This is a genomic window from Corynebacterium sp. P3-F1 (genome assembly GCF_030503635.1).
GTDB lineage: Bacteria > Actinomycetota > Actinomycetes > Mycobacteriales > Mycobacteriaceae > Corynebacterium.
This window is the reverse complement of sequence record NZ_CP129965.1, coordinates 1,010,864-1,025,679: the sequence shown is the minus strand read 5'-3', so window position 1 is coordinate 1,025,679 and position 14,816 is coordinate 1,010,864. Positions and strand designations below refer to the sequence as shown.

Annotated in this window: 7 protein-coding genes and 1 pseudogene; 4 read left to right on the top strand and 4 right to left on the bottom strand. The window is 60.2% G+C overall.

The window, feature by feature from the left end; translation table 11 throughout:
• Positions 1-79 precede the first annotated feature (79 nt).
• A complete protein-coding gene (locus QYQ98_RS04840) occupies positions 80-2,167 on the top strand; it encodes a hypothetical protein (protein WP_302007623.1) in 2,088 nt (695 codons plus the stop codon).
• Positions 2,168-2,251: 84 nt separating this feature from the next.
• Here the strand turns inward: QYQ98_RS04840 and QYQ98_RS04835 are convergent.
• Both QYQ98_RS04835 and QYQ98_RS04830 read right to left on the bottom strand, forming a co-directional pair.
• Positions 2,252-3,458, bottom strand: a pseudogene (locus QYQ98_RS04835) (IS3 family transposase); the annotation flags it as partial.
• A gap of 820 nt (positions 3,459-4,278) precedes the next feature.
• On the bottom strand, positions 4,279-5,565 hold the full coding sequence (locus QYQ98_RS04830) for a phosphatase PAP2 family protein (RefSeq protein ID WP_302007622.1): 1,287 nt from the start codon (positions 5,563-5,565) through the stop codon (positions 4,279-4,281).
• A gap of 264 nt (positions 5,566-5,829) precedes the next feature.
• Here QYQ98_RS04830 and QYQ98_RS04825 point away from each other — a divergent pair, with 264 nt between their 5' ends.
• Positions 5,830-7,584: an alkaline phosphatase gene (locus QYQ98_RS04825; RefSeq protein ID WP_302007621.1), complete on the top strand. Its 1,755-nt coding sequence runs from the start codon at positions 5,830-5,832 to the stop codon at positions 7,582-7,584.
• Between the two features lie 88 nt (positions 7,585-7,672).
• Here the strand turns inward: QYQ98_RS04825 and QYQ98_RS04820 are convergent, their stop codons facing one another.
• Positions 7,673-9,055, bottom strand: coding sequence for an FAD-dependent oxidoreductase (locus tag QYQ98_RS04820; protein WP_302007620.1), 1,383 nt, complete (start codon positions 9,053-9,055; stop codon positions 7,673-7,675).
• Between the two features lie 424 nt (positions 9,056-9,479).
• On the opposite strand from QYQ98_RS04820, the gene pta reads away from it, so the two are divergent.
• Both pta and QYQ98_RS04810 read left to right on the top strand, forming a co-directional pair.
• Complete coding sequence (gene pta, locus QYQ98_RS04815) at positions 9,480-10,874, top strand: phosphate acetyltransferase (RefSeq protein WP_302007619.1); 1,395 nt, start codon at positions 9,480-9,482, stop codon at positions 10,872-10,874.
• Positions 10,874-12,073, top strand: coding sequence for an acetate kinase (locus QYQ98_RS04810; RefSeq protein WP_302007618.1), 1,200 nt, complete (start codon positions 10,874-10,876; stop codon positions 12,071-12,073). Before pta ends, QYQ98_RS04810 begins: the two co-directional genes overlap by 1 nt.
• Positions 12,074-12,076: 3 nt before the next feature.
• Here QYQ98_RS04810 and QYQ98_RS04805 read toward each other — a convergent pair whose 3' ends face one another.
• Positions 12,077-14,740 carry a serine/threonine protein kinase gene (locus tag QYQ98_RS04805; protein ID WP_302007678.1) on the bottom strand — a complete coding sequence of 888 codons (2,664 nt, stop codon included), beginning with the start codon at positions 14,738-14,740 and terminating at the stop codon, positions 12,077-12,079.
• Positions 14,741-14,816 lie beyond the last annotated feature (76 nt).

Sequence of the window (14,816 nt, the reverse complement as noted above, 5' to 3'; positions counted from 1 at the left end):
TAAGTGATCAATCATTTACAAAGTGGCAGTTTCACGGTTTTATTAACGTATCCACCGTCATCTATCAGGCAGGAAAATCATGACAAAGTCCGCTTCTGCACCAACGCTGCTGTCGGCTGACCGTGCTCGTCGTTACGCTATTGCGTCTCTTGGCTTTGGTAGCGGCGCTCTGCTCTTCGCTCCGGCGGCAGACGCTGCTCCGATCGACCAACTGAACCCCGATACTGTTTTGTCCGATCTGGGACAGGCGGCTGATACGCCGGTGCCATTCTCCCCGCTGAAGTCGCTGAATGAATTCAGCCAGTCCGTTGCGGGGGTTGCACCGTCCAACCTCCTGCGTACGAACAGTGCCGGCGGTGACGACGCTACCGAGGCGCCGATCGGTGCAGTCTACACTCCGTACGCCGTGCAAAATCCGACCGCTGAGCAGGTTACCAAGGCGCTGCGAGAGTACCCGGTACAGTCCATGGAGTCTCGGTTCCTCCGTGCGAAGGATGCAGAGAACGACTGGAACACTTTGGCGCAGTTCTTCCTCGCTTACCAGGAGCCGAATGACGCCACCCGCGCGGCGGTCGATCTCGACCTCGCTACGTTAACGAATCGTGTTCAGAGCGGTGCGATCGTTGCTGATGTCGAGAAAGCAATTCAGGACACCTTGGCGTCTCCGGATTTTGCAGCGTGGCAAGGCAACAATGAGTCCATTCTCCGCATCGATCCTGCCCTCCGTGGCTCTGACCGTGCAGCCGCCGGGGTGGCTTCAGTCATCGACACATTCACAGTGAACCCAGCACGAGGTGTCGCAGACCTCGTCGAAGCTGCTGGCGGACCTATCGGCATTCTGCTCAACCCGGTGGGCGCTGTTGTCAAGGTCATGACTGCTGTTCTGGGGCGCGACGTGATGGGCGCGCTGCAGAAAGACATCAAGAAGGTTGGCAAGAAGACCGGTAAAGAACTGCTGAAGGAATTCGCGAAAGAGTTTGCGAAGAACTTTGCTAAGGAATTCGCTAAGGCTCTGCTGATTCCGATCGCCGTTGCGCCGTTGCTGATCCCGGTCGCACTGGTCCTAGCTCCGTTCGCCGCGCTAGGTGCCGCCCTTCTGGCGCTGCCAATCTCGATCGTGGCAGAAGTTTTCACCCTGGGTCTGTTCCCAACACTGCCCTTCATCATTGGTGCCGGACTGCTCGGCATGACAGTGGCACTGGCGCTTCCGGTTTTGGTTGCTGTGCTCGTACCGGTCATCTTGATTGCAAGCGGCAAGATCTTTACCGACTCGCTGAAGAACGCTGCTTCTTCGCTCCTCGAGGACAGTCCGAAGATCGCTGCAGAGGTGCTCTTCGAGCAGCTTCAGGTGCTTGTTGATGTGATCGGGACGCGTCTCACCCACGCTGCTTTCTCCGGCTGGGAGCGCTCCCTGCTCAAGGGTGCATTCGACAAACTCGGTGAGATCTTCTACGGTTCAACGCCGACCGGTGTCGCATTCGCCGACCTTGTCACGCGCTTCAACAACATTCTCTACATGATCGCGTTCATCGACGGACGTAACCTGCTGTCGATGATCGCTCGCGGTGCCATTGTCGGTGCTCTTGCAGGCGCTGCATTGTTGCCGCTCGCGCTGCCGCTGCCCGTCATTGCCTTCGCACTGCTAGGTGTTGCGTTGGGAGCTGCAGGCGGATTCGCCGCCGGAGTTTTGAGCTCCGTTCTCATCACCGTGGTTGCTCTAGTTGCCGCTGCATTCAACTTCCTGCTGATTCCAGTCGCCATCCTTGTCGCAATCGCCGCTCCGCTGCTCGCCATCCCGATTGGCATCGTCTTTGGTGCCATTTACGGTGCAGTCTTGGGCATCATCATCGGGGCACTTCTCGGTGTGGCTACGGTTCTGGCCCCGGCGCTGCTTGGAGCGGGGATTGGTGCTATTGTGGCGCTTGCTACGCACGTCCGTTACGATACCGGCGTGCGTGAGGACGGCACCAAGTGGACTAACGCCCGCATCCTTAACCGCGGTGGTTTCGCTGATTTCCTCAAGTTCATCGATGACCTTAGCGGCCGCACCGATCCGTCCCTTCTTCGCGTCGCGATCCCTAAGGCTGCCGCACCGCAAATTGTTGAGCGCCCGCGTCCTAACCGCGATCGAGCTTTGAAGAACGCTACCGCATTGCTTGACTCCTAAACCCGCGGCGTCGTCTGAGAAACGACCAACTGAAACCCCGCCCACCGATCTGAACTGGCCCCCGAAAGTTGGACTGGTTTAACTCTAGGCGGTTAGGGCTTCAAGGGTCTGATTTCGATATTGCATCGGGGTCAGGCCCTTGAGTCGTTGTTGGATGCGTTCGGTGTTGTACCACTGGATGTACTCGTCGATCGCTTGGTTGAATTCCTCGATGGTGTCGAAGATTTCTCCGTGGTACATCTCTGTTTTCAAGTGACCGAAGAAGTTCTCCATGACCGCGTTGTCGTAACAGTTGGCTTTACGCGACATCGACTGAACGCCACCGTTATCGGCGATCAGGTCACGCCAGGAGGCGTGTTGGTACTGGAAGCCTTGATCGGTGTGCATCATCCACCCGGGTTCAGGTGCACACGCCATGATCGCTTTGGTCAAAGAGTCGGTGGTAAAGGATGTCGTCGGTGATGTAGCCACGCTGTGGGCAACGATTGAGCGGTCGAACAGATCCATCACCGGGGACAGATATACCTTGCTGCCTGCGACCCTGAACTCGGTGACGTCGCTGACAAAGAAGGTGTTGGGCTTGTCCGGAGTGAACTTGCGGTCAAGTTTGTTGTCAGCGATGTGGCTGATCGTCCCAGCGTAAGAAACATAGGGCCTGCGCTGGCGGACCTTGGCTCGAAGTCCCATCTCGCGCATGAGCTTGAAGACAAGTTTGTGGTTGACCACCCAGCCCTGGTTGCGCAGGTCCAGCAGCACCCGCCGGTAACCGTAGCGATGCTTATTACGCTCGAAACTTTCCCGGATTGCTTGCTTCAGCGCAGCGTGCTTATCCGGCTCGCGCAGGCGTTTCTGGTGGTAGAAGAACGTCGACCGTGGCATACCCGCCGCATCCAAGAGGTACTCCAAGCGGTGGTGCGACTTGAGGATGACAATCGCCTGAACTTTCAGGCGCGTCCCTGGTTCCTCAAGTCCCGCAATTTTTTTAGATAAGCGTTTTCCGCTTCCAACCGTGCGATCTGGCGACGCAGCTTCTCTTCCTCCGAGAGCGGCTTCGGTGCGACCGAGCCTTTGGGCCTACCCTTCGGCTTCGGTTTTAGCGCCTCATCGCCACCTTTACGCCATTTCCACGACCACCCTTTAACTAGCTGGTCTGATGACAGGCCAAACTCACGCGCAAGATCCATCGCAGTCTCACCGGCAAGGTGGCGTTGGACAACTTCCTTCTTGATTTCGAACGAATACTGCTGCTTAGTCGGTTTCTCCACAAGACATAGCCTGCCATGCAGCTGGAACCGCCGAAAGAGACCACGCGATGCGTATATCCCAGCCCCGACAACGCTCGCAGCAGCTTGATAACCCACGCCCTGATCAAAAAGGTCTACCAACTGCTCACGCTGATGTTCGCTCAGCGAACTTCGTGCTCTCAATGAAAACTGCTCCCTACTAGTCGGTAACTGATTTCTCAGTCCAACTAATGGGGAGCAGTTCAATCCTCGGTGGGCGGGGTTAATTGCTTTGAAGAGGGGCCTTCTGTGAAGCCCGGATTCCTAAAGGTCAGGACCGATTCCAGCCCTGTGGGAAAAAAGAAAAATCCGCAGACGAAGACCCTAACTATTAAGATATGAGGAGGATATTCAGGTTAAAAATTTCGCCCGACTTTATAGGTAGCATTTAAAAAGTGTGATCCATCTGCCAGAGGAGTTTCCTTACCAAGGTTGTACGAGTTGCTAGGAATTGTCCCGGCCTGCTGTCTGCATCTAGCTCGGAAATGAAACTGCCAGAGTGCCATTGGTACGGTTTTCAATCCCAGAGTGAGACTTAGCGGCGGTTGGTCAGATCGTGCATGTTTGCGGTGTCAATGCGCTTTGCAGCAGTTTTCTAACCGGACCCGCGTTCGCCAATCTGAGTTGAGTGGCTTGGGTACCGCAGTTGGTAAGTTTTTTTAATTGGCGAGTGGGCGTCGGTGGTTGGGTAGGAGACCACCGGGGAGATGTAGAGGCAGACCGATGCAACCCGTTACATCTGGTTGTGGGCAAACAATTGAACATGGGAAACCCCCTGACACATACCTAGTGGTGTGCCAAGGGGTTATAGTGTGTGACGCTAAGAATCTAGTTAATCTTGAGGCTGCCGTTTGGGTTGATGCTACCTGCTTCGGCAGAGGCCTTAGCCAGGTTAAGGCGCTGCCAAGAGCCACCCTCACCCTGCCAGTCGAGCGGATTGCCAGCCTTGCCCGCGGTGGCGTGCAGTACACCGGCACGTTTTCCATAGTCGGATCCCGGGTAGGAGTTTGCAAGCAAAACGGGAGCCGACTGCGGGACGATCATCGCTGCGTTAGGATCGTAGATGGTGTCGAATCCATAATCCATCCATTCGGTGTACTGTTTGACCGCGTCCTGGGTGGAGATGAACGGGGTGTCACTAGCAACGAGATCTGGAATGGACTTTCCGGTGCGCCACTCGATCTCGGAACGGAGTTCGGCTGCTGCCTGATCGATAGCGTTGCGCATCTTCGGGTCGTTGAGACGGTCGGCTGCTGCGGCCTGGCCGGACATCCGCCCACCGATCACATCGAGCGGGTAATGGACTCCGAGGACAATGCGGCTATTGCCGGCAAGTGCGCCGCGGTAGTGGAGTTGCGGGGCGACCTCGGGAACCATGTAGGCCAGGATCGATGTAACCCAGGTTGCCTGGTTGGTGTGGCCGGAAGGGAATGATGGGGATCCACCGTAGAGATCGTCTTCGTACAGGTTGTATTCCTTAATGCGGTCCGGTGCGACTTTGAATGGACGCGGGTTGTGGAACAGAACCTTCTCAATGCCGGTCGAGCTGGCAATGCCGCCTGCGCGGGCGAGGAAACCATTACCGAGCAGGTATTGGGTCTTTGGGAGACGGTTCTCGTTCAGGGCATCGCGGACAGCTTGTCCAAACTCTTGTCCCAAGGCGGGCGAAAGTGTTTCAAGAAGGTCATCGGAAGCAGCAAGCGCGTCGACTTGAGCGTCGGCGATGCGTTCCGGTGAAGCATTGTTGTTGATTTCGACGACCGTGTCCAAGTTCTTCCGCATGATCTCAGGGTGGTTTCGACGCACGGAGGGGAAGAGCTGGTTCACCTGGTAATAGACTCCTCCATAGTAAGGAGAGATGTCTGAGATGTAGCCGGCGAGGTAATCGGGGCTGAACGGGGTCGGGACCGGAGCGCCTGGCCGCTGCACGGGAACACCGCCGGTGCTGGAGCCGGTGACTGGGCTCTTCAGCTGAGGGGCGGTAAGGGATGCGCCCTCGGGCAGCTGGAAGTTTAGTGCTTGAAGCGGTTGGGCTACGGCTACGGACGGCGAGACGGTGGCAATGCCCATCATTGCGGCTGCCACGGCGGTTTTAACGCGCATGTTCTTGGTCATGCATCTCAAGCTATTGGCACCTTTGGGTAATCGCAAGACCAGCTGGAAAAAGTCTAAGTGAACAATGGGCAAAGATGATCTTAAGCCTAATTTTGTTCAGGGTTTTCCGGAATCACCATGTTTATCCTTGCATGCTCGCGGTTCGGTGCGGCAGGAAACCTGCTGGTAGCTTCGCTGTTACATCGGATTGAACTCATTGTTAATAGTTAGAAATTTAGGCACTTGCACCTATGAAATGCTCTCGAGGAGTGAAAATATGGGGCTATGTCTGAATCCACCCAGAACAAGTCGCAATCGTCGGAACCAAAATCCATTTGGAGTACTCGCCGAAACTTTCTGAAAGGCGGAGCGGCCGCTATTGCCGCTTCTGCTGTCGTAACAAACGCCGCGCCTGCCTCCGGGCAGAGTTCGTGGGGGTATTTCAATAAACCTGCTCCGATTGAGCCAACCCCCCAGCCTCTGCCGTTCTGTCACGGCGTCGCCTCTGGTGACCCGTTGCCGGACTCGGTCATTTTGTGGACCCGCGTCACTCCCGATGAAACTGCGCGACCTGGATCAGGAACCGGTGAGGACACCGATGTCCGCTGGGAAGTGAGTCCGAGCGAATCGTTCGATTCCGTTGTGGCCTCCGGAACGGCTAGAACATCGCGCTCTTCCGACCATACCGTTCACGTCGATGTGAAGGGTCTTACGCCAGAGTCTGTCTACTACTACCGCTTCATCGTCGAGGGCGGCCCGCACTCTGGCGCACACTCTCCGGTGGGCCGCACCAAGACCGCACCCGCCAATAATGCGCACGTTGAGTCTTTCAAGATTGCTAGTTTCTCCTGTGCGAACTGGGAGGCGGGTTTCTACACTCCCTACCGCGATTTGGCGGAGCGAGGTCGCCGCGGTGAGCTCGATCTTGCAGTGTGCCTTGGTGATTACATCTACGAGTACGAGCAGCGCAGCAATAAGGCGATTCCCGCTGTTCGCCTATTTCAGCCTCCTCACGAGATTCTTAACCTAGAGGACTACCGAATCCGCTACGGGCAGGCGCACACCGATCTCGATCTTCAGGCAGCACATGCTGCCTTGCCGTGGGTCTCGGTGTGGGACGATCATGAGGTTGCCAATGACAACTACGACACTGGGGCTGAAAATCACACTGCACTGACCGAGGGCAGCTACCGTGCTCGCCGGTCTGCCGCATCCCAGGCCTACATCGAATGGATGCCGATTCGCTCTAAGGCACTGGGTGAAGGCGGCAAGCTGTACCGAACTTTCACCTTCGGCGATTTGATTGAGTTGACCATGATGGATTTGCGTACTTACCGAGACAAGGTCGGGCGCATCACGGGGCCGCTCACCCCGAGCGCACCACGCAGCATGTTGGGTGATGAACAGTACCAATGGCTGGTCAACACCCTGCGGAGCTCAAAGGCGAAGTGGAACGTTCTCGGCAACTCCGTGATGTTCTCCCCGCTGGCGGTTGGCGCTCTGCGCAACGATCCGAACGTGAAGCCGGTGCTCAACGCCATGGTCGAAAACCTTGGTGACAACGTTCAGCTTTTCGCAGACGTGGCTGAGTACGGTGTGCTTGTAAATTCGGATCAGTGGGACGGGTACTTGATGGAGCGTAAGCAGCTCACCATCGATATGGCTGAAGCAGGTGTCACTCCACTGTTCCTGACCGGTGACATTCACTCCGAGTGGGCGCACACGGTCTATGACGGCGATAAACCGCTTGGCTGCGAAATGGTTTGTGCTTCCATCTCCGCCACCGGTGTGGGCGACATTCTCGGCCATGCGGTCGGGCCGCACCCGACCATGAACGGTATCGCATACAACTACCTGCATAACTCTAACCCACAACTGCGTCACGTCGACTGGGATGCTCACGGCTACTGCGTTGCAACAATCCGTCCGGACGATGTGGATATGACATGGATGCGGGCAGATAACATTGCAGATCCCCTGTCCGCTGTTCGTCCAACTGTGGTGCTGAACTGGCGCAAGGGTGTCGGTTTCACCAACTAAGCCTTTCCTGGAAAGGTGGGTCTCTGTATAACTGAAAAGAAAAGGCGGGTCGAGCGCCCCGCCTTTTCTTTTCACCTCAAACTACGCTTTAGATCTGGTATTCGGGGTGAGAGGCATTGACCATGTCGTCCCACTCGACGATCTTCTTGCGTTCGCGGCCTTCGGCTTCACCGAGGGCGCGTTCGGCGGCGTCGAGGTTGTGCCAGCCGTCCCAGGTGGTCACCTTGATGCTCTTGTCCTTGAGGTGGTCGAGGATGGCCTGGTCGTCACGCTTGTCGGTGAGATCGAGCTTATTGTTGCGGAAGTCGTCGAGAAGCATGGTGGTCGTGTCTTTGGCGTCGGACTTGGTGTTGCCGATCAGTCCGATGGGGCCGCGCTTGATCCAGCCGGTGGCGTACAAGCCGGGGACGATGTCGCCGCCGGGCTCGGTGAGCACGTGGCCTTCGTCGTTGGGGATGACGGCGCGGAGCTCGTCGAAAGGCACGCCGTTGACGGCATCGGAGCGGTAGCCCACGGCGCGGTAGACGGCCTGGACGTCCCAAGTGGTGGTCTCGCCGGTGGTGGTCACACCGCCGTTACCGTCGAGTTCCGTGCGCTCAGTGACAAAACCGGTGACTTTGCCGTCCTCGCCGATGATCTCTACCGGGGACTCGAAAAAGTGAATGAACAGCTTGTGCGGGGCGCCCTTCGGGTCGCGCATCGCGTACCCTTCCAGGGTCTGGCACACGAGGTCGACGCTTTTTGCTTCTCGACGCGAGCTTTCCGACGCCTCGTCGTAGTCGATGTCCTCCGGGTCCACTATGACCTCGATGTTCTCGGAGTGGTCCAGCTCTTTGAGTTCCAGAGGGCTGAATTTGGCCTGCGCCGGGCCGCGGCGGCCGAAGACGTGGATCTCCTTCGCCGCTGACGCGTTGAGGTTGTTGTAGACGTTGTCGGGGATCTCTGTGACCTTGAGCTCGTCGGCGGTCTTGGCCAGCACGCGGGCAATGTCGAGGGCGACGTTGCCCACACCCACGATGGCGATCTTCTCGGCGGTGAGGTCCCAGTCGCGTTCGAAGTCGGGGTTGCCGTCGTAGAAGCCGACGAACTCGCCGGCACCGTAGTGGCCGTCCAGCTCCGCGCCCGGGACGTTCAGGTCGCGGTCGGCGGTCGCACCGGTGGCGAGGACGACTGCGTCGTAGTATTCCTGCAGCTCCTCAATGGTGACGTCGTTGCCCACGTCCACGTTGGCCAGCAGGCGGATCTCCGGCTTGTCCAGCACGTTGTGCAGGGACTTCACAATGCCCTTGATGCGCGGGTGGTCCGGCGCCACGCCGTAGCGGATCAGACCGAAGGGGGCTGGCATGCGCTCGAAGAGGTCGACGTGGACGTCCACGTCGGACTTGACCAGAAGATCGGAGGCGTAAATGCCGGCGGGGCCGGAGCCGACGACGGCGACGCGGAGGGTGTTGTCGGAAGCAGGAGTAGTCATGAAACTCAAACGTGTCCTTTGCGCTGTTGCTGGTGTTTCTTAACAGTTGCTAGTTATTTGTAGCGCCAGTATAGAGCATTGCCAAACCGATTCTAGACCAAGCGGTCTTTTACATTCGGACTACTTGGTTTGGGTTCGATTTGCTGTGGAGTGTGCAGTGGAGTCGCGGTGGAATTGCTGTGGGGTGTGCGGTGGAGTTGCTGTGGGGTGTGCAGTGGGTTGGCCGAGCGATTAACACGTGGTGTTAGCAACACCACCTGCGTGTGGTTCAGGTGGTGGCTAGACTTGAAAAAGGCTGGATAGAGTGCGCAGGGAAGCGCGTCAATCAGCCGCGCGGGAAGCGCCAAACTGTCGCCCGACAGGCGCGAATACCCCGCGAATACCCGCGAAACACCAGAGCAAAAGCTCGGAAAGGTTGCTCGATATGGCTGAAAACAGGTCCGTTCTGATCACCGCGCTCGGACGCGAGCTCGAAGGGGGCGCTGGTGACAGCGGCAGCGTCGATGTCGAGGCTCTGGCTGCCGAAAAGAACCTCAACGTAGTGCGGTTGGCTGACCAAGAGCGTGACCTCTCCGCGATCGTTTCTGCGGACCTGCTCGCAGGGGGCGACAGTGTGATTGTCGGCACCGGCGATTACGTCTTCGACGCTGATGCCGCCGCAGCTCTCGGCGTTCCGGTTCTCCTACTGACCGCTGAGGGTGCAGCTGAGAGCCCGGCTGCCGAGCTCGCTCTGGCTCGGGTGAAGGAGCTGGGGGCGGAAGCACGAGGCGTCGATAAGCTGGATACTGACGCTCTCGATGCTGCGCTGGGTACGGATGCGCGGCAGGTCATGTCCCCGGCGGTGTTCGAGAACTGGCTGATCAACCGCGCGAAGCAGAAGCGCACGCACATCGTACTGCCAGAAGGTGAGGACGACAGGATTCTGGAGGCCGCACACCGGCTGCTCAAGCAGGATGTGGCGGACCTGACGATCCTCGGCGTGAGCGATGACATTGTTCGCCGCGCGGATGCCAAGGGCTGGAACCTGTCCAAGGCGAACATCATCGACCACGAGAACTCCGAGCTTCTCGACGAGTTTGCGGCGGATTTCGCCGAGCTGCGCAAGAAGAAGGGCGTGACCGTTGAGGAAGCGCGCGAGACAATGAAGGATATCTCCTACTTCGCCACCATGATGGTGCACAAAGGCCTGGCTGACGGCATGGTTTCGGGTGCGGCGCACACCACTGCGCACACCATCAAGCCGTCCTTCCAGATCATCAAGACTGCACCGGGTGCCTCCGTCGTGTCCTCTGTCTTCCTGATGGTCATGCGCGACCGCCTGTGGGCCTTCGGCGACTGCGCGGTCAACCCGAACCCGACCGCCGAGCAAATCGGCGAGATCGCCGTCGTGTCCGCGAAGACCGCGGCGCAGTTCGGCATCAACCCGAAGGTGGCCATCCTGTCCTACTCCACCGGCGCCTCCGGCTCCGGCCCCGACGTTGAGCGCGCGGTGCAGGCCACGGAGAAGGCGCACGAGCTCGATCCGTCCCTGGCTGTGGACGGCCCGCTGCAGTTCGACGCCGCAGCCGTGACGAGTGTGGGCAAGAAGAAGGCCCCCGACTCACCCGTCGCCGGCCAGGCGAACGTCTTCGTCTTCCCCGACCTCGAAGCTGGCAACGCTGGGTACAAGATCGCGCAACGGACTGGCGGCGCGCTCGCCATCGGCCCGGTCCTGCAAGGCCTGAACAAGCCGGTCAACGACCTTTCCCGCGGCGCGACTGTCCCCGACATTGTCAACACCGTCGCTATCACTGCTATCCAGGCGCAAGGAGCTAACTAATGGCCTACGCACTCGTGCTCAACTCCGGTTCTTCGTCGATCAAATTCCAGATCGTCGACCCCACCGCATCCGCCTCCGACCAGCCGTTCGTCTCCGGTCTGGTGGAGCGCATCGGCGAGCCGAACGGCCGCATTTCCATCAAGATTGAAGGCCGCCAGGTCGAGTCCAACATGCCGGTCCGCGATCACCGCGGCGGCTTGATGCTGGCCATCGCCATGCTGGACGCCAACGGCGCCGGCCCGACCGCAGTCGACATCATCGCCTGCGGTCACCGCGTTGTCCACGGTGGACAAACCTTCAGCGAGCCCGCGCTTGTGAACGACGAGGTGGTCGAGCAGATCCGCGAGCTCGTCCCGCTCGCGCCGCTGCACAACCCGGCGAACGTTGACGGCATCGAGGTCGCCCGCGACCTGCTCCCGAACGTCCCGCACGTCGCCGTCTTCGACACCGGCTTTTTCAGCGACCTGCCCGCCGCGGCTGCCACCTATGCCATCGATGCTGACGTCGCCCGCGAGCACCAGATCCGCCGCTACGGTGCGCACGGCACCTCCCACGAATTCGTCGCCCGCGAAGTCGCTGAGTACCTGGGCCAGCCGATCGAAGACCTCAACCAGATCGTCCTGCACATCGGAAACGGCGCCTCCGCCTCCGCCATCCGCGGCGGCCAGCCGATCGACACCACGATGGGTCTGACCCCGCTCGAGGGCCTGGTCATGGGCACCCGGTCCGGCGACATTGACCCGGGCGTGATCTTCCATCTCAACCGCACCGCCGGTATGGACATCGACCAGATCGACGACCTGCTCAACCGCCGTTCCGGTGTCAAGGGGCTGTCCGGGGTCAACGACTTCCGTGTTCTGCACCAGCGCATCGAGGAAGGCGACGAGAAGGCCAAGCTGGCGTACGACGTGTACATTCACCGTCTCCGCCGCTACATTGGGGCCTACATGGTCACCCTGGGCCGCGTGGACACTATCACGTTCACCGCGGGTGTGGGCGAGAACGACCACACCGTGCGCACCAATGCGCTCGCGGGTCTGGAGAACTACGGCATCAAGCTCGACGAGGAGAAGAACCAGAACGGCTCCGGCGCACGCGTCATCTCCGCGGACGACTCCGCTGTGAAGGTGCTCGTCGTGCCGACGAACGAGGAGCTGGCCATCGCGCAGAAGGCTGCCGCGATCGCCGAGTCCCTCTAACTGCTAGAACCAGGTCGCCGGGCGCACCTTGTTCGCCGTGTCCACCAATGCGTAACGGTGGCGGGCAAAGGGCGCCCGGCGCGCCTGTTCCCGCAGGGTGATGGCCAACCCGCGGCGCAGATCCTTAATGGTAAAGGGGTACTCGAACAGGAACGTTTTCGCGGTAGCGGCGCTGGCTCCGGAGTCCCGCAGGAAGGTCAAGCCGGCGCGGAGCACTGCCACCTTGATCTGCAGCAGGCGCGGCTCGTTGGTCGGGACCTCCTCCAGGCGGCGGGCGGCGCGGCGGATACGGGACTCAGTGAGCTCGTCGCTGACCAGGTACAAGATGGTGGTCAGCTTTGCCATGCGCTGGTGGCGGGACTGCTGCGGCACCTTGTCCAGCGCGGCCACGGCCATTTCCACTTCGCCTTCGTACATGAGCTGGCGGGCCAGGCCGAACGCGGACGACACGGTGGTGGGGTTCGCGGCCCACACGAGAGCGTAGAGGCGCATCGCGTTCAGCCGCAGTGTCTCAGGTTGGTCGGTCACGTGCGACCAGTTCGGTGAGATGATGCCTGCTTTTTCCTGGGCGTCGAAATAGGAGTTGGGCAGCTCGCCCAAATCGGTGCGGATGGAGGCGAGGTGGCGGGCCAGTGTGTCGTCGATAAGCTTTTGCTGCTGCAGGCCCGTTTGTTGGAGAAGAAGCTCGTCGACGGCTGCGAGCGCGAGCTTGGGGGCGGCCTCGCCCGGCACGATGTCCAGCACCGCGGAGAAGTCCCGCTGCGCGGCGGCAAAATCTCCGCGGATGAGTTCGGTCAGGCCCCGGTACCAGTGGTAGCGCCAATCAGCGCGCAACGGCCCGTCGAGCTGGCTGAGCCAGTGCTGCGCCTGCGAAGTCAAGCCTAGGTCGAGCATCGCGCGCGCCACCGCGAACGGGATCTCCGCCGAGTGAGCGTACTCGGTCGCCGCGAAAGCCTGGCGCAGTGTCTCCAGCGTCTCCTGGGGCTCCGCGTAAGACGTGCCGGAGAGCAGGCCCGCGCCGACATCGGAGCGGTCGATGAGCGGAGTGGGCAAGGCAGAGACCACTTCGGAGGGAGTGATTTCGGCGGTGCGGTCGATGCCGTCGATAAGCTGGTCCGTGCGGAAGACCAGGTGTTTTGTGCCGAAGGTTGTGCGCTGCGGCGAGAACAGCGAATGCTGCGCGGGGTGCGTGATGCCGTCGCGCAGGGCGATCACTTCACGCAGCACGCCGAGCAACTGCACCTCCAGCTCCTCCACGCTGCCGAAACGCTTCCGCGGGTCCGGGTCGCAGCATTGCGCGAGCAGACGGTAGAACGAAATATAGCGTCTCAGCGTCGGCGATTCACTCGGCGTGAGCAGCCTGTGCGTGTACGCGCCGTTTTCTTTCGGCAATTCCAGAGTGAGCGTCGCGAGCGTACGGCCGACCGTGTAGATGTCGCTGGCGATGCTCGGTCCCTCGCGCGCGACCTCCGGTGCCTGGTAGCCCTTCGTCCCGTAAATGAAGCCGTACGCCCCGATGCCACTGACCGCGCCCAAGTCGATGAGCTTGACCTGGTCCTCGGTGACGATGATGTTGTCGGGTTTGAGGTCGTTGTACACCACGCCGCGGCTGTGCAGGTACCCCAGCGCCGGCAGCACTTCTAGGATGTACGCGATCGCCTGATCGATCGGCAGCAGGTGCGTGTCGTGCGCATTCTTGCGCTCGCGTAGCGACGGCCCACCCACGTACTCCATCACAATGAATCCCCCGTCAACCCTGGGGTCGTCGATGAAGTTGAAGATCTTCACAATGCCGGGGTGCGTGATGTCAGCCAGGAATTCACGTTCCGCTGCCGCGGCAGCCGCTTCGTCCTCGCTCTTCTCCGACTGCATGCCCTTCAGCACCACCACGCGGCCCGCCACGTAGTGATCCTGCGCCAGGTAGATCCAGCCCATGCCGCCGTGCGCGATCACGCCCTGGATCTCGTACTGCCCAGCGACAATATCGCCCTTGTGCAGCTGTGGCGCCGGGATCTTCTTGTGCACGATCGCGTTGGTCGGATCCTTTATCGCATCTCCCGGTTCCACCGGGTCTACCCACGGCAGCTCCACCATGCCATCCGCCACGCTGCGCGTTGCGCGCTTTACACCGCGCAGCTCGCGGAAGGTGTCCAATGCCTGCTTGCGAGCCCGCTCACTCGTGCTGGCCTGCGCCCGCGCCAGCGCCTCCTTCTGCGCACGCTCGTACGCCTCCTGCTCCGCGTGCGCCGCCTGCGCCCTTTGCACCTGGCCCGCACGCAGCTCTCCTAAGTCCTTCAGCAGCCCTGCGTATTCACCCGCGCTGCCGTACAGGTCCGCGTCAGAGTTGTCAGAGTCCGCTGCTTCCCCCGGCAGTGGTACGCGGGTGCTCTCGGTGTCGTCCTCGTCGCCCGCGAACGGGTCGAAAGCGACAGCTTCGGTGGCTTGGTGGCCCTCCGGTTCGGCGTTCCCGGTGCCTTTTTCGCCGTCGTTCGTGCCTTCATTGTTCTCGACGTCATCGTTCTCGTCGTCATCATCCGCGAACGGGTCGAACGCCACAGCCTGCGTCGCCTGAAACTCCTCAACCGGAGCGGATTCTTCGCCTTCGGGGCGTTCCGCCGCTTGCGTGTCGCCTGCGGTGTCATGCTCCTTCGGGCGGGCGTGCTCCATCACCTGGTCGATGTCGCCGTGGTCGTACCAGGAGAGCCAGTCATCCTCGGTTTCTTCGGCGCTGTCCGGGCGGCTG